At 63.3% G+C, this 24,230-nt stretch carries 17 protein-coding genes; 8 read left to right on the top strand and 9 right to left on the bottom strand.

What is annotated here, in order from left to right; genetic code table 11:
• Positions 1-112: 112 nt before the first annotated feature.
• Both ACFSJC_RS02175 and ACFSJC_RS02170 read right to left on the bottom strand, forming a co-directional pair.
• A complete protein-coding gene (locus ACFSJC_RS02175; protein WP_386022541.1) occupies positions 113-4,120 on the bottom strand; it encodes a hypothetical protein in 4,008 nt (1,335 codons plus the stop codon).
• Between the two features lie 541 nt (positions 4,121-4,661).
• Positions 4,662-5,234, bottom strand: a complete 573-nt coding sequence (locus tag ACFSJC_RS02170; RefSeq protein ID WP_386022539.1) for a copper-binding protein — start codon at positions 5,232-5,234, stop codon at positions 4,662-4,664.
• A gap of 370 nt (positions 5,235-5,604) precedes the next feature.
• On the opposite strand from ACFSJC_RS02170, the gene ACFSJC_RS02165 reads away from it, so the two are divergent.
• On the top strand, positions 5,605-6,255 hold the full coding sequence (locus ACFSJC_RS02165; protein ID WP_386022537.1) for an Lcl C-terminal domain-containing protein: 651 nt from the start codon (positions 5,605-5,607) through the stop codon (positions 6,253-6,255).
• A 9-nt stretch (positions 6,256-6,264) separates the two neighbouring features.
• Here ACFSJC_RS02165 and ACFSJC_RS02160 read toward each other — a convergent pair whose 3' ends face one another.
• Complete coding sequence (locus tag ACFSJC_RS02160) at positions 6,265-6,600, bottom strand: hypothetical protein (RefSeq protein WP_386022535.1); 336 nt, start codon at positions 6,598-6,600, stop codon at positions 6,265-6,267.
• A gap of 152 nt (positions 6,601-6,752) precedes the next feature.
• Between ACFSJC_RS02160 and ACFSJC_RS02155 the strand changes: the two genes are divergently transcribed.
• On the top strand, positions 6,753-10,307 hold the full coding sequence (locus tag ACFSJC_RS02155) for a sulfite exporter TauE/SafE family protein (RefSeq protein ID WP_386022533.1): 3,555 nt from the start codon (positions 6,753-6,755) through the stop codon (positions 10,305-10,307).
• Here the strand turns inward: ACFSJC_RS02155 and ACFSJC_RS02150 are convergent.
• Positions 10,289-12,733, bottom strand: coding sequence for a methyl-accepting chemotaxis protein (locus tag ACFSJC_RS02150; RefSeq protein ID WP_386022531.1), 2,445 nt, complete (start codon positions 12,731-12,733; stop codon positions 10,289-10,291). The genes ACFSJC_RS02155 and ACFSJC_RS02150 overlap by 19 nt on opposite strands.
• A 102-nt stretch (positions 12,734-12,835) precedes the next feature.
• The gene (locus ACFSJC_RS02145; protein ID WP_386022529.1) at positions 12,836-13,987 is read right to left on the bottom strand and encodes a GTPase family protein; all 1,152 of its coding nucleotides are present in this window, start codon (positions 13,985-13,987) and stop codon (positions 12,836-12,838) included.
• A 284-nt stretch (positions 13,988-14,271) separates the two neighbouring features.
• Between ACFSJC_RS02145 and ACFSJC_RS02140 the strand changes: the two genes are divergently transcribed.
• From ACFSJC_RS02140 to ACFSJC_RS02115, 6 genes are all read left to right on the top strand, one after another.
• Complete coding sequence (locus ACFSJC_RS02140; RefSeq protein WP_386022526.1) at positions 14,272-15,246, top strand: serine hydrolase; 975 nt, start codon at positions 14,272-14,274, stop codon at positions 15,244-15,246.
• A 6-nt stretch (positions 15,247-15,252) separates the two neighbouring features.
• A complete protein-coding gene (trhA, locus tag ACFSJC_RS02135; RefSeq protein ID WP_386022523.1) occupies positions 15,253-15,867 on the top strand; it encodes a PAQR family membrane homeostasis protein TrhA in 615 nt (204 codons plus the stop codon).
• Between the two features lie 13 nt (positions 15,868-15,880).
• Entirely contained in the window at positions 15,881-16,102 is a 222-nt protein-coding gene (locus ACFSJC_RS02130; RefSeq protein WP_386022520.1) for a SlyX family protein, read from the top strand.
• A gap of 254 nt (positions 16,103-16,356) precedes the next feature.
• The gene (locus ACFSJC_RS02125) at positions 16,357-17,574 is read left to right on the top strand and encodes a hypothetical protein (RefSeq protein ID WP_386022518.1); all 1,218 of its coding nucleotides are present in this window, start codon (positions 16,357-16,359) and stop codon (positions 17,572-17,574) included.
• Entirely contained in the window at positions 17,574-18,023 is a 450-nt protein-coding gene (locus ACFSJC_RS02120; RefSeq protein WP_386022515.1) for a hypothetical protein, read from the top strand. The genes ACFSJC_RS02125 and ACFSJC_RS02120 overlap by 1 nt, the downstream gene beginning before the upstream one ends.
• Before the next feature lie 9 nt (positions 18,024-18,032).
• Complete coding sequence (locus tag ACFSJC_RS02115; protein WP_386022512.1) at positions 18,033-20,450, top strand: putative bifunctional diguanylate cyclase/phosphodiesterase; 2,418 nt, start codon at positions 18,033-18,035, stop codon at positions 20,448-20,450.
• Here ACFSJC_RS02115 and rluB read toward each other — a convergent pair.
• The 4 genes from rluB to ACFSJC_RS02095 all read right to left on the bottom strand — a co-directional run bounded on the left by rluB (position 20,447) and on the right by ACFSJC_RS02095 (position 24,208).
• The gene (rluB, locus tag ACFSJC_RS02110; RefSeq protein ID WP_386022509.1) at positions 20,447-21,337 is read right to left on the bottom strand and encodes a 23S rRNA pseudouridine(2605) synthase RluB; all 891 of its coding nucleotides are present in this window, start codon (positions 21,335-21,337) and stop codon (positions 20,447-20,449) included. The genes ACFSJC_RS02115 and rluB overlap by 4 nt on opposite strands.
• A gap of 111 nt (positions 21,338-21,448) precedes the next feature.
• On the bottom strand, positions 21,449-22,054 hold the full coding sequence (gene scpB / locus ACFSJC_RS02105) for an SMC-Scp complex subunit ScpB (protein WP_386022506.1): 606 nt from the start codon (positions 22,052-22,054) through the stop codon (positions 21,449-21,451).
• Positions 22,035-22,877: a segregation and condensation protein A gene (locus tag ACFSJC_RS02100; protein WP_386022925.1), complete on the bottom strand. Its 843-nt coding sequence runs from the start codon at positions 22,875-22,877 to the stop codon at positions 22,035-22,037. The genes scpB and ACFSJC_RS02100 overlap by 20 nt, the downstream gene beginning before the upstream one ends.
• Positions 22,878-22,990: 113 nt before the next feature.
• A complete protein-coding gene (locus tag ACFSJC_RS02095; RefSeq protein WP_386022503.1) occupies positions 22,991-24,208 on the bottom strand; it encodes a tryptophan--tRNA ligase in 1,218 nt (405 codons plus the stop codon).
• Positions 24,209-24,230 lie beyond the last annotated feature (22 nt).

Below are 24,230 nucleotides of genomic sequence, written 5' to 3'. Positions count from 1 at the left end.
CAGAGGTTTCGGCCACCAGCGGCCGTCTTCGGAATCGAGGACGGCCGCTGGTGGCTTGCGATGCGCTGATTCTCGACAGACTGATCGGCGCTCGCCTTGACTCAAGTCATGGTCAACCGGGCGACCGCTCGGCGGCCACCTTGACGGTCTTGCGCTCACGCCAAAGTTGGGGATGGGCAAATCCCTCCCAACCCCAACGCAACCAGTCGAGCAGTCGAAAAGCGAGCCAGAGCGCCCAGCCGAGCATCAGTGCCCGATAGACCCACATGGGCACCGAGAGCACCCAGACCTCCGGCAGACTCGGACCACCTCTGTCCGCGTACCACCGCAGCAAGGTGCCGGATGACCCATTGCCGGTAATCTGCATCTCGGGCCGACCAAGCAACCCCTGCTGTACCGCCCCGACCAGACCCGCCAGCGCCACCAGGGTCAAGAGCATCAGCCCGACTTGGGTCAGGTTGTAGCGCCAAGCGCCGGCGGTCTCGTCGAGTCTGCGCCGCAGTCCCAGGGCGAAGAGCCATCCCGCGACCAGCAATCCGACCCACACCTCGGCCAGCGCCAGCCCGACCCCGAGCAGCAACCAATCGTGCATCCGCAAGGGCGTCATTCGACTGCGTCCCAAACCCCAGGACAGCACGGTCAGAACCAACAGCACACCCCAAAAGAGCACCGCCGGCCCCAGCCGGGGTCCTGTGGCGAACAGCACCCAGCGATCCCGGGGCAGTTGCAGCGACAGATTCAGATTGACCGCCGTGCTCCCCAGATCCGGCCCAGCCGGCGTGAAGCCGAGCGAAAGCGGCGCCGGATCGCGCCAGGTGAGCTGCATCTGCTGTTCGCCCGGGACCAGTGGCAGATCGATCTGGCGCGTCCCGGAGGGCACGGCCAGACTGCGGCCATCGACACGGATCTCGATCGGCTCGGCGCCCTCGGGCAGCCGGACCGCATGCGAACCGCCCTGACTGCCACGCACCGCCAGATCGAGCTGGACGTCGCTCCCGCGCGGTCCGGGCTCGACCTTGAGGTCGACACGATCGATGGTCAACGTCGGACCCGGTTCGCCGACCGGTCGGACGATCCTGAGCCGCAACTGCTCGCCCGGTAGCGGTCTCCAGGTCGGCAAGATCCGCCCCTCGCCCGGAGGATGGATCGGTGACAGTCCCTCGTAATCGAGATGCCAGATGGGACTGACGTTGAGATGCCAGACCTCGGCCACACCCGCATCGGAGGTTGCGCTCAGATCGAGTTCGGCGCTCGGCTCAAGCCGCGAGGACCAATCGAGGCGCGTCTGACCTGGAGTCAGCGCGACCTGGATCCGCCCGTCACGCACCCTCAGACCCGGCGTCTGAACCGACTCGCCCGGCAGCAATGGCACCTCGGTCACGATGGGAGAGCCGAGCGATGAGAGCCGGGTCACCTGGGTCTGGACCCGCCAATCGAGCCCGAGCGACAGTCGGCGATCGACCTGAATCAGCGGCGGCAGGGCCTCCTGAACCAGTTCGCGCTCGGCGGACAGCGGCGTCTCGGACAGCCGCACGAATCGAACCTGATCGGAGGCGCGCCCCCGCGCATCCAAACCCTCGATCCGCCAGCCCTGGACATCCCGTGTCAGGGTTCGGGGCACCAGCGGCAATGGCAGGTCGAATTGATTGGTCGCGGGCAGCGGACCGTCGAGCGTCAGCCGATGCCGACCGGCCTCCAGCGGAACCAGCAGATGGCCTGCCGAATCCCGGCTCATGCCCTTGAGCGGCCGATCGTCGAGCCGCGCATCGACTGGCGTCCAGTCTCCGCCACCCGGCACGGGTGCCGCCATGTCGACTGCGGCATCCAGCGTGAGCTCCAGAGTCAGCCGATCCGGCGTCGCCCGCACCCCGAGCATGGGGAGGTCGAGACAGCTCGGCAGACAATCGGGCGGAGCGAGCAAACGCGTTCGAAGCTGCTGAAGGAGCTCGGGCGAAGGCAGTTCAGCCGCAATCGCGCGGTCAACCGGGGCCGCCAGCCAGACGCCGAGCACCAGGATCGACAGCGGGGCGAAACGTCCGGCACGCCTGGGAAAGGCGATCCCAGCCAGACGCAAAGCGAGCAGAATCAGCAGCGCACACCCCAGGAAGGAGAGCACCAGATTCCAGGTCGGCGTCAACAACCAGAGCTGCGCCACATCCGAGGTGCCGACCGGCCCGTTCCAGTGGAGATCGAAACGGTTCCAGTGCCAGTCGGGCACGCCCTGTCCGGTCTGGATGCGTGCCTTCGGATCCAGCATCGGCGGCGGAGAAAGCGGCTCGGGTGACGGTGAAGATGAGGCCGGCGCACGTTTCACGGCGACCTCGGTATCGCTCAGGATCTCCTGGAATTCGAAATTGGGCGCGGCTTCCGGCACTGCATCGCGCCCGAATCCAGCCACCGCAGTGTCCGCCATCCCGAATCCGCCACTAGGCTCTAGCTGCGGATAGAGTGCGCTACGCACCTCGGAAACCAGGAAAGGCAATCCGATGACCAGAAGCGCGACCAACGTCAGTCGTTTGTACCAAAGCACCAGCCATCTGAGTCTCGCTACGCCCTTCTGACTCGCATCCGCAGGCAGCAGCCTGAGCAGGGCTGCGGCGGCCAACAGGCTAAGCCACACCAGTTGGGGGGCGCCCGGTGCGTGCCAGGTGAGACTCAGTCCGACCCAGGCCAACAGACCCCAGCCCCACCCCCAAAGTCGGCCGACGCCGAGCGTCAGGATGAGAACCAGGAAGAGATCCAGCAGCGTCCAGCGTGTCAGCCAGGTCCGGGCATCGTTGTCGACGCCCGACACGGCGAGAAGATCCCAACCAGGAGGAAGATGCAGATGGCCACGCACCTGATCCAACGTCGGCTGCCACCCGGAGGCCGGAAGCCGCCCCGGCTCACCCTCGATCCGAAAGTCGGCGATCAGATCCAAACGTCCCTGACGCACCTCGACACCGGCAGGAGCCGAGGAATCGAGCCGTGTGATGAGCGATGGCGTGCCATTCACCCTGACCTGCCCCAGATGCAACTCGGAGTCGACATCCAGGCGCCAGAGCCGGTTCAGACTCCCCCGCATCCGATCCCGGACGCTGTAGCCCGCGCCGTCGAAATCCAGCCAGATGTCGCGCTCCAGGGTAAGTCGGTCCGGGCCGGGATCCGGATCGCCCCGGCGCTGCTCGATCAGACGCATCCGGTCTTCGGGGCCGACGAGATAGATCGGCAGACGCGCCCAATCGTCTGGAATGGAGGTCTGCCTGGGATCGATGGATTCCACACCCTGGATCTCGACCCGGCGCAGCTCGGGATGCGCGGCGAAGGCCCACACCTCCCGCGCCGGCCAGGGCGGCGGCAATGGGCGTCGCGCCAGAGACTGGACCGAGCCCGCGTGATAGGCGGTCACCTCGACCACCCAGCGACCAGGCCGCGCCTCCAGCCGCAATGAGCCGTCCGAACCGAGCCGCGCGGGAAGCGGGCTCTCGATCGCGATGGGGACACCGCCCGGCAAGGTCACCGGACCCAGGCGCTCTTCTCTGACGCCGCCGGATACCTGTAACTCAAGACGTGTCAGGACCCGCAGAGGCAGGCTGTCATCCAGGCGTCGAAAGACCTGGACACTCAGCCGCTCCTCCAGATCCGCCGAACGCGACCGCGCCGCATCGGTGAGCCAGAGGCGCGCCTTTCCCTCCAGACGCGGCTGCGGTTGCGGCACGCCATCCAGTGTCAGGTTCAACAGCCCGGTGCCAGGGGCCATGGCAAGCGATGCCGGCGTCTCCGACCAGACAAAATCGCCGCTCAACGCATGGACCCCGGCACTCAACTTCACCGCCGGATGTCCGTCCCGCTCGACCACTGGAATCGGACGATCGCCGTCCACCACATTTGCGGGCCAAGCATCCGCGTCGCCGGGAAGCCGAACCCAATCCTCGGCGAACAGATGCCAGTCCTGAGAAAAACGCCCACCCCGCGAGCCCAGATCCAGCACCAAAGGACCCGGCCAAACGCAGATCCGGGCGGGGCCGTTCGGTTCCAGTGGACAGGCACGACGATCGCCACCCCGTCCTCCGTCGAGCACCCAGGGAATCCAATCGCGCAACGCCTCGGGAACCGCGACCTCGAATTCGTCCGCAAACAAGAACGTCTGCAACCAAACAGGCGACGCAACCGCCATCAAAGCCGCCAACGCCAACGCCATTCGTCTTATGGACCCGAACATGATGCTGCCCTCTTTGCGCCCCTCGTGTCGGAACGCTCGCCGCTTGAACTAGAACTGCGCCCAAACCGCCTCGCAACGCAAGACGCAGTGCTCCATCGCCGAATGGAGCGCGACGGACGAAAGGCGTGGACGAAGGGGAAGCGTAAATAGGATGGTGATCGCGCAAGACAGACTGCAGTCGGAAACCGAGGGGATGGCTTTCGGAATGATCGAGCAGTCAGCGTCACAGCTGCCACCTAATTGAATCCGGCGATTTCACCGGTACAGGATGCGCCCATATGATCCGGCATCCTCGGTCTTGCGCCGTCTAAGATCAGCGGCGACATGCTACCTGATTTTCGTCATTGGGTAACTTGGTCCACCTCATTCCGAATGTTCTCCGTGGAGGCAGGCCCCACGGAGAACGGGGCGAACGCAAGCGCCATCAAGCCTTGATGGCGTAACGCTTATGGAACGCGACTTACTGGAACGTGACCTCGCCATCGATGACTGTCGCATAGGTCGCGGTGACGCCGTCGCCCGGGGCGACCGCATCCAGCAGGGCAGGATCCTCGACCTTGAAGGTTCGCACCTCAGAGGGACCACGAACCGTCACGGTCGATGCCTCACGATCGACCGATTCGACGACCCCCTTGATGGTGACCGAATCGATGATCGCACCCGAGGGTTTGGTTTCTGGCCCTTGGATGATGGACGACTCCTTGCCAACACCGACCCCGGCGGCCGCATCTCCCTTCACGAGATCGAGCAGCAACAGATGGGTCTTGGTGACGGTCAAGGCATTGCCGATCTTGATCTGATCGAGCCGCTGAACCTCGGGCGGAACGCGAAGCACCACGAAACGCCCCTCATCCGTCTTGATGGTCAGCATACGCTTGTCCACATTGACCACGGTAACCGTGCCGCTCAACGTGGTACTGGTGGCGGTCCCCGCAACCGGGACGGACGTCTGCGCACTGGCCATCGGCAGAACGCCGAGCGCCCCAACCGTCAGCATCCCAACACACAGTCCGGTGAAAATCTTTCTCGACATCTGATCCTCCTGATTGAAGCGTCTCAACGAAAGACGCGTGGATTGGTGTCCGAAGCCGCCGAAGCGGTGACACCCGGCTAAAAAGATCGATAGCGTCAGATCGAAACAGCCGCCATACCTGCGGCGCATCGATCCATGACGCCTGGTGAGTCGATAATCATGGGGCCAGTTTAACGGATTCACAGTACCGGCCATAACCGAAGTGGGTCGAATTGCACGGTATACAAGCCTGCACATTCGCGCCCCGAAGCAGCGAGCTGCATGCCCGACGGGATCGCCCCGGCCGCGAAGACCCTCTTGGATCGCGGCCTATTGTGCGTATGAAGCCAGTGTGTCGCGATTCAAACCGGATCACAGAACCGATCCGCGCATGCTGAAGACCAGGGGGCCACTTTGTTACCCTGAACGGACCGATCTCCACACGGATCCGTTGAAGCACTTGCGAAGCCCTATGCGACCTACCCGACACGCGATCACCGTTCTTTCGACCGGATGTCTGGTCCTAGCACTGACTGGATCAGTACTCGCAGCCGATATCCCGGATGCCGCAGATGCCTGCCTCAAGGGCGTAGCCGAGACCACACCGTCGAGCGATTTCTCGGTCATTGAGGACGGCAAGATCGTGAAACACGACACCACGAGCTTGGAATGGCAGCGGTGCGCTCTGGGTCAGAAGTGGGATGCCAAAAAGAACGTCTGTAGCGGTCGCCCCAAATCGGTCACCTGGGACAGGGCCAACAAACTCATCGAGACGCAAACGAAGGATGGCTGGCGTCTGCCGACCGGAGAGGAATTGCTCAGCATCGTGGAGCGCTGCCACCCATCCCCCGCAATCAACCCCCAAGTATTCCCGAACACCCGGGGAGCGCTTTATTGGACCTCATCGATCGACAGCGGCGGTTTAGGGCGGGTGTGGAGCGTCAGTTTCTTCAAGGGAAGCTACTATCGTCCCGGAGAATCGCAGAATGGGCTCATCCGCCTGGTGCGCGGCACCATGAAGAATGAGCCCCCGAAACAATGAGGTGACCTCTCACCAAGGTCGGTATTCGAGCCCAGGGATGGCCTCGCGGTCGAACACCGCTGGCAACGTCAACATGAGATCGCGCAGCTCGTCGAAGCCCATGTGGCGCCCATAGGATGCTTTGGCCGCATCGAGCGGCAACTCGACCCAATAACGTTCGCTGTCTGGATCGCATAAGATCTGCAAGGTATTCTCCTGGGTATCGATGATCCCCAGATAGTCGTCCGCACTTTGCAGACGCGGAAGCAGTTGCTCGCAAATGGCACGGGCACTCATCTCCACGGCGCTCGCCGATGAGATGGATTCCCCGGACCGGTCGAACAGATAGAAGACTCGGTAGTGCATGATCGAGGGTCATTGCTCCTTAAAGTAATCCGAAATGCCCCGAAGCGGTTGATTATAACGCTGATCCTATCCGCAATCATCGTCGACATCGTCTATTTTATCGGCCCTTGCAAGCCGCCCGAGCCCGCCCTCACCCGCCAACGGATCGCCCCGTGCCACATCATTCCCCTCCGACCAGCGCCGAGTCCGCAGAGCGGCAGTTTCGAGCCCGCGTCTTCAAACCCGCCGAAGGCATCTTTCTCTTCCACCCTCGCGCCATGGAGCGCCTGATCGCTCAGCATCTGGACGACACGGATCTCGACGGCTCGATCCCGGCCCTGCCCTATTATCTGATGCCGACCCGGTCATTCCTCGAAGGGCTGGAGACGGAGAATCCAGAGGCGCTGACCGTCGTCGAAGGACTCAACCTGCCGGATCAGGTCATTCTGCTGCCGACGCCCTTCAGTGTTCGATCCGACACGGCGAGCTTCATCCACCTGCTGCGAGACTACTGGGCACGGCGCTTCGAGGGCGAGGTCGCTCGGTCCTGGCAGTCGGCACGCAACGACAATCAGGACCAGGAACGCTTCGGACCGACCGCGCTGCGGGCCATGGTCGGTCTGCGCGCCTTCAGCGAGGTCCGCGAGGTACTCGAGCACGACGGCATCGTCCCACCCGGACTGGACGATGCACGGGTCTGCCGCGCCTTCGTCGCCTTGATTGCACGGCTGCGCTATTTCAGCCCAGGTATTCGCGGCTATTTCTTTCCGGCCATTCACGATTGGGCGGAGCTCGATCGGTGGCTGAGCGAGAGTGGACTCGACCTGCCACCACCAGAAACGAACGGCCAGCTGCCCCAACTGCTCGAACGATCACGCCCCGACCATCGCTGCGGACCTCCGGCCCGGCACCCGCCCCGGCCAATCGGACTCAGCTATCTGAACGGAGACCCAGATCGAGAAACGGATCCGTCACATGCCATAGACAGCCGCACATCCTTGATGCCGCGTGGCGATCAGAACACGGTGCTCGATGCCACATCCCTGGAAACACTGATCCAGGGTGCGAGCGACGGCGCCGAGGCGCGTTGTTTGGCGGCGCTAAGTCAGGGGTTGCAACTGCCGCGCCGCGACTGGCGGATGCGATTGCGCGATCTGTTCCTGGCGTTCTCGGTTCCTTTCCTGATCCTGATGCTGATCCTCACCGGCCTCTTCCGCTGGCCCTGGAGGCCGCGTAAACCGGCAAGGGGCATGCGCCTGAGCGCCCATCTAACCCTCTTCAGCCGCGAGATCCGGCTCGCCCAACGGGCCGAGCATGCGGATCGCTACTCGGTCGCCATCGCGCGCCTCGCCCGCGCCCAGCATCGCTTCGAGGCCATGGGCGAACCCTGCGCCCCCGACGCCGATCGCGTCAGACGCATCCTGGCGCTGCGCCGATCAGGCATCGAACAGGCGTTGGCCGACCCGCTGGCAGCGCAATGGAAGCTCCCCCCAATCACCGCCCGCGAGCTGCACGGATTGACCAAGCGTCTGGGCGAGGCTGTGCACGACTCGCGCCGATCCCGCACCGCCCGCAGCCTGCTGAAGAACCTCGAGCGCGTTCTGCTGGAGAGCCGCGCGACCTATTATCGGCTGCGTCCAGTGCATTGGATGCTGACCCTGGGCAGGGAGCAGCTGCGCCAAATCCTCCCCTTTCAGGCGAATCTCAAGGCGTTGCGCGCGCTCGACAGCGCCATGAATCGACTGGAACGCTTAGGCTGGTCCGCACAGCAGACAGAGGGCTACAGGCTCACGCTGCAGGCGCTCGCCGAGCGGATCAACGTACAGAACGAAAAGGAACTCAAGCCCCTCCTGGAGCACGCGCTGCGGCAGGCCGACTTCACCCCATCGAATCACCGCGAACAGGTCGCCTTCAACAAGCTGCTGTGCGAACTCATGGACGTAGTGCGGCGGCGGCGCCATCTCCGATTCACGGATTTCCGCGACATGGTCGCGCGCAACGCGCTGCGGCTGCAGGACCTCCGTCCACGCGAATTCGTGATCGGCGACCGACTCTCGCGCTTCGACCGACAGGCCGCGCGATCACTGCCCGGGCTCTATCAACCAGGCGAGTTCTATATCAAGGGGTTGCAGCAGCTCAGCGCCCCGCTGTTCGGCACGCCGCCCGGACGTCTGGTGCTGCGTCACCTGATCCTGCCGTTCGGTCTTGCCTTTCTCGGCCTCAAGACGATCGATGTCGTCGCGGCACTCATCACGGACCATCATTCCAGACTCCATCTGGAGACCCTCTGGCTGGTCGGTGTCCTGGGACTCGCCATCAACGGCATCGCCCATACGCGCGTCGGGCGGACCGGATTCCACGTCTTCATGGTGTCGCTCTGGTGGACGCTGCGACTCGTCCTCTACGACGGGCTACGTCGGCTGATACGTTGGCGTCCGGTGAACACCCTGCTCAACACCGGCCTGATCCGAGGGCTGGATCGCTATCTGATGAGACCCGCGCTGACCGGCGCACTGATGGTGCTGCCCGTAGCCGGGCTCGCCGCACTCATCCAAGACACGCCGATCAAACCGAGCGTGTCGCTCCTGGCACTCACGCTCGCGCTGGGGACGCTGGCCCACAACACGCCAGGAGGGCGGCGACTGCTCGACAATATGGCCAGTTCGAGCATGCAGATCCTGCGTCGTCTGAATCAGGCCCTAGTGATGGGGCTGATCAAGGAATTGATGCGATTCTTCAAGGAATTGACCCGCCGCTTCCAGCAGGGTCTGCACCGCATCGAGGAACTGCTCAGCCACCATCTGGGCGAATCGGCCCTGCAACTCGCCCTCAAGTCGCTGCTGGTGCCGATCTGGAGCCTGCTCCAGTCGCTGATCCAGTTCTACGTCACGGTGCTGGTCGAGCCACAGATCAACCCCGTCAAGCACTTTCCGCTCGTAACCATCGCCCACAAGCTGATGTTGCCCTTCCTGCCGGTGATCACCGGGTTCATGCTGGATCTTCTGGAATCCCTGCTACCCAAGTGGATCTCCTATCCGTTCATCACGCTCACGGTGCTGCTCTTGCCGGGTCTGGCCGGCTTCCTGGTCTGGGAGCTGAAGGAAAACTGGAAGGTCTATGCGGCGAACCACGGGCTGATTACAGACAAGGCTGGACCAAGACCGGAACTGATGGTGGTACGCCGACCGGATCTGCCCCAGGCCCTGATCGAACCCGCGATCGTCGGACTCCACGGCGAGACCATGCGCGGATTCCTACGACGTGGATTCCACAGCGGAACGCTTCCCAAGGCGTTCGACCGCTTGCGTCGGGTGCTGCGCAACCAGATCCGCGACGAGATCGACACACCCCAGCGCCTTCGCGACGCCGAGCGGCATCTGGCCGACATCGAGACCCAGATCTGCGTCTTCTGCGATCGCGAGCTGGCCTATGCCCTGAGCCAGCGCTGCGCGGAGCCGAGTTGCAACCTGGCCAGGGTCGAGACCAGACGCCCGCGTCTGGCCACAACCTCATTCGAACTGGAGATGGAACTCTACCCCCACGATGCCGACGAACCGATCGAGCTACTGCTGAAGCTCTATCTGCTGGAGCCCGACCTGCATCTCTCGGCCAGCGTCTCGGGGCCGATCGACCGTCTGAGCGGAACCTGCTGGGAACGCATCAACGAGGATCTACGCGTCTTCAGCGGGCGTGCCGGAGCGACGCGCACTCAGCTCGAACCGATCTGAGCCCGACCGCGCCCAGAGGCGTCATCCATAACCGACGGCGCGGACGGACGCGGCGCCGACAACGCCGCCACAGCGGACGGCGTCCGAGAAGCACTGCCGGAGCGATTCGAGCCGTCGCCCAGATCGAACACCGATACCGCACGGACCAGAACGCTCGTCTGGTCCTCCAGGCTCTCGGCTGCAGCCGCCGCCTCCTCGACCAGCGCCGCATTCTGCTGCGTCACCTCATCCATCTGCGCCACCGCGAGCGTGACCTGGCCGATACCCGAGCTCTGTTCGCGCGAGGCCTGCGTGATCTCATCGACCAGCAGCACCAGCTGACTGAAGCGCTCGACCATCTCTCGCATCGTCGTCCCGGCCTCACCGGCCAGTTTTGCACCGTCCTCGACTTTGCCCACCGAATCGATGATCAGATCCTTGATTTCCTTGGCCGCCTGAGCGCTGCGCTGCGCCAGAGCGCGCACCTCGGCAGCAACGACGGCGAATCCGCGTCCCTGCTCGCCCGCTCGCGCGGCCTCGACCGCAGCATTGAGCGCGAGGATGTTGGTCTGAAAGGCGATGCCGTCGATGACGCTGATGATGTCGGCGATCCGTCGGCTCGATTGCTGTATCTCGCCCATGGTCTCGACCACGCGCTGGACCATGTCGCCGCCCTTGGTGGCAACATCGTTGGCACCCTGCGCCAGGACGTTGGCCTGATCGGCGTTCTGGACGTTCTGTTTGACGGTCGCGTTGAGTTCCTCCATCGAGCTGGCCGTCTCTTCCAGGCTGGCGGCCTGCTCCTCGGTACGCCCAGAGAGGTCGGCGTTGCCGGTGGCGATCTCGCCGGCGGCGCTGCGGATGGCCTCGGAAACCTCGCGGATGCGACCGACGACCTCGCGCAGGCGTCCAACGGTGAGGTTGGTGTCATCCTTGAGCTGACCGAAGGTGCCAACGTAATCGGCCTCGATGCCTTGGGTCAGATCGCCCCGGGCAACGGCGTTGAGTACGGCGGCAACGTCGGCCAGTCCGGCCGACATGATGTCGAGTAGCCGGTTCAGCCCCTCGCCGAGCTGGAGGAAAAAGCCATCCTTACCCTCCAACTCAAGACGGGTACCGAAATCACCCTGAGACGCGGCGACCACCAGCTGCGCGATCTCACCCTCCGCCATCACCTCCAGGGTACGGTCCTCCCACTGGGTCACGCGCCCTCGGTATTTGCCGGACGCATCGTGCATGGGAATAGCGGTCAGACGCAGATTGCGTCTGCCGAGCACCATCTCAAAGGTCCGTAGCGAGGTCAGCTTCTCGCGATAGGCCGAAGCAACGGCCTCGTCCTCGAAAGAGTCGGCCAGACTGGTCCCGAGCAATCCCGCGACGCTGAAGCCCGGAACACGACGCGAGATCTCACCCGACAACTGGTTCCAGAACGCCGTCGCCGCCCGATTCAAGTAGGTGACCTGGTTCAGCTCGTCCGAAAGGCTCACGGGGATGGAGACGTTGTCCAACCCGGTTCGAATGGTGAAATTCTCCAAGGCGACGCGCTTGGTCTCTTGCATATCGAAATCGAGTCGGGCCTGAACCGATTTAAGCGACATCAATAGATTGCCGAGTTCGTCACGACTGCCAGCGACGATCGGTTTGCCGTAGTCTCCTTCCGCCAAGACGTCCAGATGCCGGGAGAACGCCTTCAATGGGTGGGAGATCTTGCGAACCAGCCAGATGCCGAGCAACGCCGAAAAAAGCATGGCGAAAAGGGTATAGGCGCCCGCCTGAACCTGGGCACGGCGCGCGATCGAGTCCAACTTCGCGCGCTCTTCATCGAAGAGCGCCTTCAGCTGTTTCGAATCATCCAGAACCTGGGCCTGTTCCGTGAACTGAATCATGCGCTCGGTCGCATGCCGAAGGCTCAGAAGCGACACACTCGACGCCAGGATGAACAGCAGCGCGATGAGAACGAGACCTCCAGACAAGGCGCGCGTGATGTAGATATCGTTGATGCGCGAGAGGAGACGCGCATAGAGCGGCTTGGCCGCCTTGCCGGCCCGCAGACGGGCGTAGAGCGCCTCGGCCTCGGCGATCTGCTCGCGGGTCGGCTTGCGCCGCACCGAGATATAGCCGACGACAGCGCCCTGTTCGCGAAACGGCGAGATGTTGGCCTCCACCCAGTAGAAGTCGCCGTTCTTACAGCGATTCTTCACCACGCCCGTCCAGGGCCGACCCGATTTGACGGTCGTCCATAGATCCTCGAAGGCCGCCGATGGCATGTCCGGATGCCGCACGATGTTGTGCGGGGCGCCGATCAACTCCTTCTCGGTGAAGCCGCTGATCTCGATAAAGTCGAGATTGACCTTCGTGATTCGCCCATTGAGATCGGTACGCGAGACGATCAGCCGATCGTCCTCCATCCGATGTTCGATCTGCGTGACAGGTAGGTTAGTTCGCATCTTGACTAGACTCTCCCAGTGATCGACGTGCGCGAATGAGATACCGGCCCCAGAAACGACGTCGCATTCAGCGACCGACGTTGACCGGAAAAGCCCACAAAGTCAGAGGCGGCGAGGTGCACGGCCAGGGAACGCGAGGAGCAAGCGACCCGCGTTGGCGAGCTGTCGGCGCAGCAGGGTCCAGTTCTCCTCGCGGCGTCCAGCGTCCAGACAGCGCAGCAGCCGTGTCCGCTGGTCGCGATCCATCAGGTCCAGCATCGCCGCCCAAAGGGTGTCGTCCACATTGTAGACACGCCCCTCGGCGAGACAGACTGGAACGACGGAGGCGATCGGCACCTCGAAATCGGCCGAGAAGGCCGTCACTGCGGCTTGAATGCTCATGGCCTTGAGATCATCCGGGTTCGTGAGGTCATAGGGAGGCTGCCATTCACGCAGCGGACGCAGCCGGTCGATGTGGGTGACCACGAGCAGTAGCGGCGGCGGACGGCGATCGACCCGAGCGGTCTGGGCAAGCCGTAACGCGTCCAGGATCTGACGCTCGGATTGGCGCTCGGGGCGATGCGCGGCGCTGACCCAGATGATGAAATCGGCCACGTTCGCCACCTCGTGCAAGCTCTTGTGGGCCAACCGCTCGGAACCGGGGGTATCGTAGATGATGGCAAGCTCTCGTCCCTGGTGCTCCAAGCGGTAGGGAGTCAGGGCGCGATTGGGATCCGGGGTGAGATCGGTCGCCACACGCAGCTTGCCGAAAAGGGCGCCGATAAGGGTGGATTTACCCGAATTGGAGCATCCGAGCAGCAATATACGCAGGGAGCCCTCAGCGACAGGACGCGTCTCGGTCGTCACCGACGTTTGCGGTGGTGACGTGGGCGGAGCCGGCGACAGAATTTCGGCTTGCTGAATCGGCTCCGGCGCTTGCAAACGGGGTTCGGCCGAATCCGGACGTCCGCGTTGGGCAGGCCGCCGGATCTGGGAAGCGATCCAGGATTGCAGCCAAACGCCCAGGCCCGCGAACATCGCCAGAACCCCGATCCAAACCAAAAACCAGCCGCCTTCGAGGAGCCACAGCACACCGAGCGGCAACAGGACGACGACCGGCATCGCCCATAGCACCAAAGGTACCGAACCGTGGCGCTCGACACCTTCCAAGAGACACTCCAAGATCGCTCTGGCCTGAGACCGCCCAAGATCCGGCAGTCCCTCTCGCAGCCTGCGCCATGGAGTCATCCCGGTCTTACGATGAAAAATCGTCATCTCGCTGGCATCCTCATGCAGTGTTCCCATTCTACGCCTTGCGTCGGCGGCATGAAGGACGCGACGCCAGCACCGATGGTTTCTATGCACCGATGCGGCAACCGAATCAGACCGATCGAGCCAATGGATTGGCATCGCGTTCACGCACGGGTATGCGATAATTTGACTTTAACCACTCTTACCAACCCATTTGACCGAAGGTTTTTTCTGCCATGTCTAGGTTGCATCCATTGCGATCCATCGTCTCTCGCCTCCCTAAACGTCTCGGCGGCGAAGTGGGTCGCATGCTCCTGATGGCATTGATCCTCGGCCCCCTGATTCTCACCGGCAGCGCCTGTGCCGGAAACAATCAGGAGGGTCCCCACGCCCCGGTGATCTCAAGCCGACTGCACGCGCCGGAGCGCACGACCTCCACCAACACCAGCAACGCCTTGGGCCATTGGGGAGGAACCAGCACAAGCCAACGCCGCGACGTTTGGGGCGGCCTCAACCATAAGGCGTTGCAGATCCAGGTCGCCAGCGCCATCGTCGTCGACGAGAACGGCAGGCAGCTTTATGCCAAAAACGCCAACATGGTGACCCCGATCGCCTCCGTCACCAAGCTGATGACCGCCATGATCGTGCTCGATTCCGGCGTGTCGCTCGACCGCACCATCACCATCATCGACCAGGATCGCGACCGGCTGCGCAACAGCCGCTCACGTCTGCGGATCGGCGAGGCGCGCCTCACCCGCGCCGACATGATACGGGCAGCGCTGGTCTCCTCCGACAACCGCGCCGCGCATGCCCTCGGCCGAACCACCTTCCGCGGAGGCATGCCGGAATTCATCAAGGCGATGAACCGCAAGGCCCGCGCGCTCGGGATGCGCAACACCTTTTTCGCCGACTGTAGCGGACTCGACGCGCGCAACCGCTCGACGGCGGAGGATCTGGTGAAGATGGTACGGGCTGCGGCGCGCTATTCCGCCATCCGCCAGGCCGCCGCGACCGGCGAGATGCAGCTCTACCCCTTTGCCGGCAAGCCACCACTACAGTACCGAAACACCAATCCACTGGTTCGCAACCCGGAATGGCAGATCGAGGTCAGCAAGACCGGGTTCATCAACGAGGCGGGCCGCTGTCTGGTGATGGGCACCGTCATCAACGATCGCCGGGTCTATATCGTCCTATTGCATGGCTCGGGCAAACTGACCCCGGTCGGAGACTCCAACCGAATACGCAACTGGCTGTTGGCATCCAGCCAAACGGTATCGAGGTAAGCGGCCATGTACGCTGGAGAGTTCTTCAATAGCATCTCTCACCTCGTGGGTGCCTTTCTGGCATTGATCGGGGTCACCGTCATGGTCACCCTGGCAGGCACGGAGGGAGGCGCGTTGCGGATCACCAGCCTGACCATCTACGGCGTGACCCTCTTTCTGCTCTATCTCTTTTCGACCCTCTACCACAGCCTGCAGGGACGAGCGAAGCGCATCTTCCAGATCCTCGACCACAATGCCATCTATTTGTTGATCGCGGGCACCTATACCCCCTTCACCTTGCTCGTTCTGAAGGGCGCGACCGGTTGGTGGATGTTCGGCGCGGTCTGGACCCTGGCCTTGATCGGAATGATCATCGACTCACTGCCGCGCAAGGGACCGCGTATCGTTTCGCTGGCGATCTATTTGGGCATGGGCTGGCTGATTCTCTTCGCCCTGGATCCGCTGATTGCCGCCCTGCCCCCGGCCGGCTTCTGGGTCCTGCTCGCCGGAGGGCTCTTCTACACCTTCGGCGTCATCTTCTACGTCCTCGACGACCGCTACCCCTGGTGCCACGGGATCTGGCACCTCTTCGTACTGGCCGGAAGCGTCAGCCACTATTTCACCGTTCTGCTCTTTATCTGAAAGGACGACCGACGTGGAATCAACGCACGCGCCAGAAACGGCAATCGCCGACCTCCAGGTCCGCCTGACCTATCAGGAGGACGACCTGAGTCAGCTCAACCTGACCGTCGCCCGCCAGCAGCAGGAGATCGATTCGCTGCGACAGGAGTTGCAGCGACTGAGGGAACTGATCGCCTCGCAGGCTCAGAACGGCTCAAGCCCCGCCCCAGCTCACGAATCACCCCCGCATTATTGACCCCATCGCGATCTAGGCGCATTGGATTCGCTCGCGAGAGCCCCCTATTCTCTCTAGCCCGGAATGCATCATTGTTCTCCTTCCGGCTCGGGCCACGCATCCTCACAGATGGCCTAAAGCCCTTGCCCTGCGTGCAATGACATCGGATTATTGAACGCCTAAATTGGCAGGAACCATGGCGATTGCACGATGCAGACCCCACGAGGCCCAGAGTCGAACGACGAGCCCCCAGCCCCAAACCTCGAAGACACCGAATGGATGCCGATCCGGCAGGCCTTCCCTTGACGGCCAGCTTGGGACGCGGTTTCCAGGCGCTCTGCCTGCTCTGCCTCGTCGTCGGACAACCGGCCCTGGGACGCGCCAGCGAACGCGAATCGGCCTTTTCGCTCCATGGGTTCGGAACGCTCGGCCTTGCCCGCTCGACCGACGACTCGGCCCAATTCGTCCGTGACCTCTCGCAACCCGACGGCCTGACCGAAACCTGGAGCTTCGAGACCGACTCGGTGCTCGGCCTCCAGGCCAATCTGCATCTCAATCCCGAATTCGAGGGCGTCGTCCAGGCCGCCTCCCGCTACAACCCGCAGGGCAATTTTAAGCCCGAACTCACCTGGGCCTTCCTCAGCTACACCCCATCGCCTGCCGTCACCATCCGCGCCGGCCGTCTGGGCAACGAGTTCTACATGCTCGCCGACTCGCGCCTGGTCGGTTACTCCTACGTCACCGTGCGTCCGCCAGTGGACTATTTCGGGACGCTGCCCTTCAACTATTTCGACGGGCTGGATCTTGGGGCCGCAAAACCGCTCGCAGGCGGCCTCTTCAAGGCCAAGGTCTACGCGGGCCTGAGCCGCGAGCAGTCGCCCTGGGCAGAGCTGCAGTTCAACATGAGCGGCTCCCTGCTGGTCGGCGCCTATCTGGACTTCATCAAGGGTCCCTGGCAGTTCCGCCTGGGCCATGCCAATCTGCGATTCGATCAGGATCTACCCGTCGAAGATTTCTATAGCGCCCTGCCGCCAGCCACTGCCGACGAGCTGCGGGTCGCCGACAAAAGTACCAGCTTCACCGCGTTCGGCGCGGTCTACGATTCGGGGCCGCTGCAAACACAGTTCATGCTCAGCAGGACCCTGAGCCACCACGGTGCCTTTCAGGATGCCTGGGCAGGCTATCTGATCCTGAGCTATCGAATGCGCACGCTCACGCCGTTCATCGGTCTCTCGGCGGCCAAATCCTCACCCAAGGAACTCGACAACCCGATCCCCGGATATACTGACGCCTTCCAGGCCGACTTCTACAACGACCAGCGCACCCTCCTCCTCGGCACGCGCTGGGACTTCATGAAGAACCTCTGCCTCAAGGTCCAGACGGATATCGTGCGGGGCAAGCCCGAGTCGCGCTTCCTCTATCGCTGGGAAAACCCCGATGATTGGGACGGCAGCATGACGGTCTTCAGCTTGGCCCTGGACTTCATCTTCTAGTGGCACCCTTGAGATCGCGCCGTCTCATCCCGCCGCTCCTGCTGGGCATGCTGACCCTGGCCTCGTCGGCGATCGCCGACGAGGCCGCTCTGGTCGTGGTCATGCATGCCGGTGCGGGCATCGAGACCCTGACGCGCGATCAGGTCATCAACATCTTTCTCGGACGGTTTCGCAAGCTCCCCAACGGCCACTTAGCCATCCCGATCGACCAGGATTCGGATCACCCGATGAAGGCCGAATTCTATCGTCGACTGGTAGGCAAGAATCCAGCTGAGATCCGCGCCTACTGGGCCAGATTGATCTTCTCCGGGAAGACCGCCCCCCCGCGCGAAGCAAAGAGCGAAGAGCAAATGATCGAGTGGCTCATGACACAACCCGGCGCCATCGGCTATCTGCCCACCGACCGGCTGCGAGAGCCGCTCAAGGCCGTCTTCACCCTGGACCAGTGATCCTTACCGATGCGTAGACTCAGCTGGCACCGCAGCATCCTTTTTCGTACCGCGTCGACCCTGGTCGTCCTGTTTCTCTTCCTCGGCGTCCTCGCCCTGACCGTCACCTTCGAGCTCAACCAGTCCCGCGCAGAGGAGGCATCCATCGCGCGGCTCGATCAGCTGCTGGATACGGTCGAGAGCACCGCGAGCGTAGCCTGCTTCGCCAAGGACGAAGTCCTCGCCACGGAACTCGCCAATGGTCTGCTCAAGAACGCGGAGGTGCTCGCAGTCGACATCTTCGCCGGAGACGAGAAACTGACCGGTCGGCGACGCGCCGGCGCGCCCCGTTCGAACACATCGGATGTGCTTGACGAGCCGCCCCTGGTGCGCGACGTCTTTTCGCCCTTCAGCCCGGATCTGCGCGTAGGCCAGATTCGCTTGAGGCCGAATCGGGCTCTGATCGAGCAGAGCATGCGCTCCGAACTGCAACTCGCAACCATCCAAACGGCCGTCCTGCTGGCTCTGGTCGCACTCGCGGTCGTTGCGGTCGTGCTGCTGCAGGTCGTCCGCCCGATCAAGAAGATCTCGGACGGATTGCACCGGATGGATGCCACGCACGGAGAGCGCCTCCCCACCCCGTTGCACCACAAAAGCTCGGAGATCGGATTCCTGGTCGAGGATGTCAACCTCCTGGCGGACGATCTGGTTCGCGCACTCGACAAGGAGCGCAACTTGCGCATTCAGCGCGAGATGGATGAGCGCCGTTATCACGCCATCTTCCAGAACGTGGAGACCGGAATCTTCATCATCGACCGCGAGGGTCTGCTCACCTCCTGGAATCCCGCCTTCGCGCGCCTCCTGCGGCTCTCGATCGAGACGCAACCGGAACAGCCGATCGCCATACTCGATCTCGGCTGGAAGGAACCGATCGCACTCGCCGAAACCCTACTGAATTGCCTGAACAGTGGAAGCAGCGTATCCAGGGACTTGGCCCATCAGCGTGCGGACGAGGACGACACCTGGTTCAGCATGGTACTCACGCCGATCGGTAACGGCTCTTTCCAGGGCGTGATCCACGACGTCACCGAGCACAAACAGGCCGAGGAGTCGGCCAAACGCCTGGCTGTCACCGATCCGCTCACCGGCCTCGCCAACCGTCTTGGGCTTGAGCGGCGGCTTGCGGATCTGGTCGAGCGCTGCGGCCAGCCGCATGCGCTCGGATTCTCCCTGATTCTGGTCGATTTCGACGACTTCACCCGCATCAACGACAGCTACGGTCTCGCGCTCGGCGACGACATCCTGAAAGAGACAGCCAGCCGGCTCTCGGCTTGCGTCAAGAACACCGACCTGATCGCGCGCCTGGGTGCCGACCAATTCGCCGTCGCACTGTCCAATCTACACTGCGGTCTCGACATCGAATGCGTAGCCAAACGCATCCAACAGCGTCTGCAGCCACCCTTTCTCATCACCGGATCGCCCGTCCTGCTGCATGCCAGCCTGGGAATCGCCATCTATCCCCAGGACACCAACGAGGGCGCGAGCGGTCTGCTCCACCACGCCGAGCTCGCACTCGCGCACGCCAAGGAGAAGGGCGGCAACCTGATGCAGTTCTTCGATCCGCTGCTCGCGCTCGCGATCGAGGAGCGCCGACGCTTGGAGAGCGAGCTACGCCGGGCGATACGCGAGCGCGAATTCGTCCTCTTCTATCAGCCGATCGTCGATCTGGTGCAGAACAGGCTGGTGGGCGCCGAGGCACTGATCCGCTGGCGTCACCCCGAGCGCGGACTGGTGCCGCCGGACGATTTCATTCCGCTCGCCGAGGAAAGCGGTCTCATCGGCGAGATCGGACTCTGGGCGCTGGAGGTCGCCTCGGAACAACTGGCGCAGTGGCGCAAACACGAAACGCAGCTCTATCTCTCGCTCAACGTCTCGGCGCGACAGATCCCGGATGGATTGCCACCCGAGACGCTCTTCGAGACCGCCCGGCGCCACGGCTTCGCTCCCGAGTCGCTCGCGCTCGAAATCACCGAAGGCGTTCTGCTGAGCGACCTCGGCAGCGCGGCCCAGTGGCTGGAAGAGATTCGCGAGCAGGGTTTTCCGGTCTATCTCGACGACTTCGGAACCGGCTATTCATCCCTCTCCTATCTGAAGCGTTTTGCCGTGGACCGGCTCAAGGTGGACAAGAGCTTCGTGCGTGACATCGCCACCAACACCAGCGACCGCGCCCTGGTGGAGGCGGTCATCGCCATGGCCAAGAGCCTCGGCATCGAGGTGGTCGCCGAAGGCGTCGAGGATGCCGAACACGTCCGACTGCTGCGCGGAATGGGTTGCAGGTACGCCCAGGGCTACTTCTTCTCGCGCCCACTGCCGATCGACGAATTCTGCGCCCTCAGTGATGACATACCGCTCTTGCTACGGAACACCGAGGAAAGGTTCTCTCACTAGCGACGACGACCGGGACCGCCCAATTTGGGTCCCCTGCTCGGCGCCGAATACCCCTCACCCCTGGGATTCCAAGAACGCACGACCGGCTTACGCCCAGCGGGCTGAGGAGCGGACATGCCCGCCTGCGCCATCAGGACCGCACGCTCCTCATCGGTGAGCGGACGCCAGTTTCCGGGAAAGAGCCGACGTCCCAGCTCGATGTTGCCATAACGCACGCGAATCAATCGGCTCACGGTGCAGCCGGCGGCCTCCCAGAGTCGACGCACCTCGCGGTTGCGCCCCTCGCGCAGCACCACATGGAACCAGCGGTTCGCTCCCGACCCGCCACGTTCGACGACGGAGTCGAGCTTGGCCGGTCCGTCCTCCAGCTCGATTCCCTCGGCAAGACGCGTCAGCGTCTCCGGCGAGACCTCGCCCAGGATACGCACGGCGTATTCCCGCTCGATCTCGCTCGACGGATGCATAAGGCGGTTGGCCAGCTCGCCATCCGTCGTGAAGAGGATCAGCCCGGAGGTATTGATATCCAGTCGCCCGACCGCAATCCAGCGGCCATCCTTGGGGCGCGGCAGACGCTTGAAGACGGTCGGGCGCTCCTCCGGATCACGCCGAGTCACCAGCTCGCCCTCGGGCTTGTGGTAGGCGATGACCTGTTGCAGGGACTCGCGCTTGCGCTGGAGCCGAACATCGCGGCCGTCGACTCGGATCCGGTCCGATGAGGTCGCCCGATCTCCTAGCTTGGCCAGATCGCCGTTGACGCGCACGCGCCCCTCGGCGATCCAGGCATCGATCTCGCGACGCGACCCGAGACCCGCCTCGGCGAGCAGCTTCTGGAGCCGGACCGGCTCCTCGGTGCTGGGGAATTGGGGGGGGCGACGGTTGTTTCTCATGTCTGGGCCTAAATCCCTAATCGGGAATCGTCAATGCGCAAAAGCGCCAATAAAAAACACAGAGTTGATCACGCATAGCGCACGCTTCCGGGAGAGCGCCAGACATCGCGCTCAGGATTCGAGCTCGGTGATGGACCGAGCGCCTGTCTCGGGCGGGTCGTCCAGCGGCAATTCCCGGTCGAACAGCGCCTCTGGATCGCGGATCTCCGACAATGGCGGCAGATCGTTGAGCGAGCGCAGCCCGAAATAGTCGAGAAACTTGCGCGTGGTCGCATAGAGCGCCGGCCTTCCCGGCACGTCGCGGTGCCCAACCACCCTGACCCATTCGCGTTCGGTCAGCGTCTTGATGATGTTGGTGCTCACCGCGACGCCACGAATCTCCTCGATCTCGCCGCGGGTGATCGGCTGGCGATAGGCGATCAGCGACAGGGTCTCCAATAGGGCGCGCGAATAGCGCGGCGCCTTCTCGTCCCACAGCCGCGCCACCCAGGGCGCGACCTGAGAGCGAACCTGGACGCGGAATCCGCCGGCGACCTCGGCGATCTCGACCCCGCGATCGGTGTAATCGCGCTCCAGTTCGCGGATGACATCCATCACCCGACCGCGCTCGGGCCGCTCCTCCTCGGAGAAGAGCGCCAGGATCTGATCGAGCGTCAGCGGACCGCCCGCAGCGATCAGCGCTGCCTCGACGATGAGCTTAAGCGACGGCGATGTCATCGGTTTCCTGATCGTTGGACTCACGCAAACGGACATGGATCGGCGAGAAAGGCTCGGACTGGACCAGTTCCAGCACGCTCGACTTGGTCAGCTCCAGCGTGGCGAGAAAGGTGACCACGACACCGGCCCGCCCTTCGGCGAAATCGAACAAGGCCGCGAAGTCGACGAAACCGCGACCGCGCAACCGCTCCATCACCTGCGACATGCGCTCGCGCAACGAGAGCGACTCCTTTTCGACCCGGTGGCTGGTAAAGAGCTGGGCCCGGGCGAGCACGCCACGCAACGCTACCAGCAACTCGCGCAGATCCACATCGGGCGGCTGACGCTGGATGAAACCAGGCGGAACCCCGGCGTGCACGATGAAGAGGTCCCGCTCCAGTCGCGGCAGGGCGTCGAGGTCCTCGGCGGCCTGCTTGAAGCGCTCGTACTCCAAGAGCCGACGGATGAGTTCCGCGCGCGGGTCCGCGCCCTCCTCGTCCTCGGACTCGATGCGAGGCAACAGCATGCGCGATTTGATCTCGGCCAGCATGGCGGCCATCACCAGATACTCGGCCGCCAGCTCCAGACGCAGCTCCTGCATCAACTCCACGTACTCCATGTACTGATCCGTAATCGCGGCGACCGGTATGTCTAGGATATCCAGATTCTGGCGCTTGATGAGATAGAGCAGGAGGTCGAGCGGTCCCTCGAAGGCGTCGAGAAACACCTCCAGCGCATCCGGCGGAATGTAGAGATCCTGCGGTAGCGTCATGAACGGCGCCCCCTGCACGACTGCGAACGGCATCTCCTGCTGGAGCCCCGTGGGTGGGGACTCCAACGCCATCGCTCCAGCCTCTTCCGAGGCTGGATGCTCTCGCTCCTCTTCCCTGCGCTCCATTCCTGCGGACTCGGATGCGTTCAGACGCCCTAGCGTTCGGCCGGGTCCGCCGTCACGACTCAGGCCATCACCAGCGACATGGCGTGACGCACCTCGTCGATGGTTTCGCGCGCCACGTCACGGGCCTTCTCGCAGCCCTCGTTGAGGACGCTACGCACCAGGTCCGGCTGCGCCTCGTATTCGTGGGCGCGCTGCTGCATCGGCAGGAGCTCCGCCAGCACGCCGTCGATCACCGGCTGTTTGCATTCCAAACAACCGATTCCGGCCGAGCGACAGCCCTCCTGGACCCAGGCGCGCACCTCGTCGTTGGAATAGACCTGATGGAACTGCCACACCGGGCACTTCTCCGGGTCGCCTGGATCGGTAAGGCGCACCCGCGCGGGATCGGTCGGCATGGTCCGCAGCGATTTCTCCACCTCGGCCGGCGAATCGCGCAGGGCGATGGTGTTGGCGTAGGACTTGGACATCTTCTGGCCGTCGAGCCCAGGCATTTTGGACGCCTTGGTCAGCAGCGCCTGAGGCTCGGGCAGAATCACGCGCCCGCCCCCCTCCAGATAGCCGAGCAGACGCTCGCGGTCGGCCATGGTGATATTGCCCTGACCTTCGAGCAGGGCGCGCGCCACACCCAGCGCCTCCTGATCGCCCTGTTCCTGATAGCGCCGCTTGAGCGAGTCGAACAGCTTGGCGTTCTTCTTGCCCATCTTCTTCTTGGCCTCTTCGGCCTTGACCTCGAAGTCGGGCTCGCGACCGTAGACGTGGTTGAAGCGACGCGCCACCTCGCGAGTCAATTCGACGTGCGCGATCTGATCCTCGCCAACCGGAACCCGACCAGCCTTGTAGATGAGGATGTCGGCGCTCTGCAGCAGCGGATAACCCAGGAAGCCGTAGGTCGAAAGATCGTGCTCCTTGAGCTTTTCCTGCTGATCCTTGTAGGTCGGCACACGCTCCAACCAGCCGACGGGGGTGATCATCGACAGCAGCAGATGCAGCTCGGCGTGCTCGGGGACCTGCGATTGAACGAAGAGCGTCGCCGAGCCCGGATTGATGCCGGCCGCCAGCCAATCGATGACCATCTCGCGGGTACTGCCCGGGATGATCGAGGGATCCTCGTAATGGGTCGTCAGCGCATGCCAATCGGCAACGAAGAAGAAGCACTCGTACTCATGCTGGAGTTCGAGCCAGTTCTTCAGCACACCATGATAGTGTCCGAGATGCAGACGGCCTGTGGGACGCATGCCGGATAGCACGCGCGAATTTTGAGTAGAAACGGAAGTCAAGGATGGACGTCCTCGCGTCAGA

The sequence above is a fragment of the Thiorhodococcus fuscus genome (genome assembly GCF_042682685.1).
Classification (GTDB): Bacteria; Pseudomonadota; Gammaproteobacteria; order Chromatiales; family Chromatiaceae; genus Imhoffiella; species Imhoffiella fuscus.
Note: the sequence above shows the minus strand (reverse complement) of the source record. Positions and strands in the feature narration are given on the sequence as shown.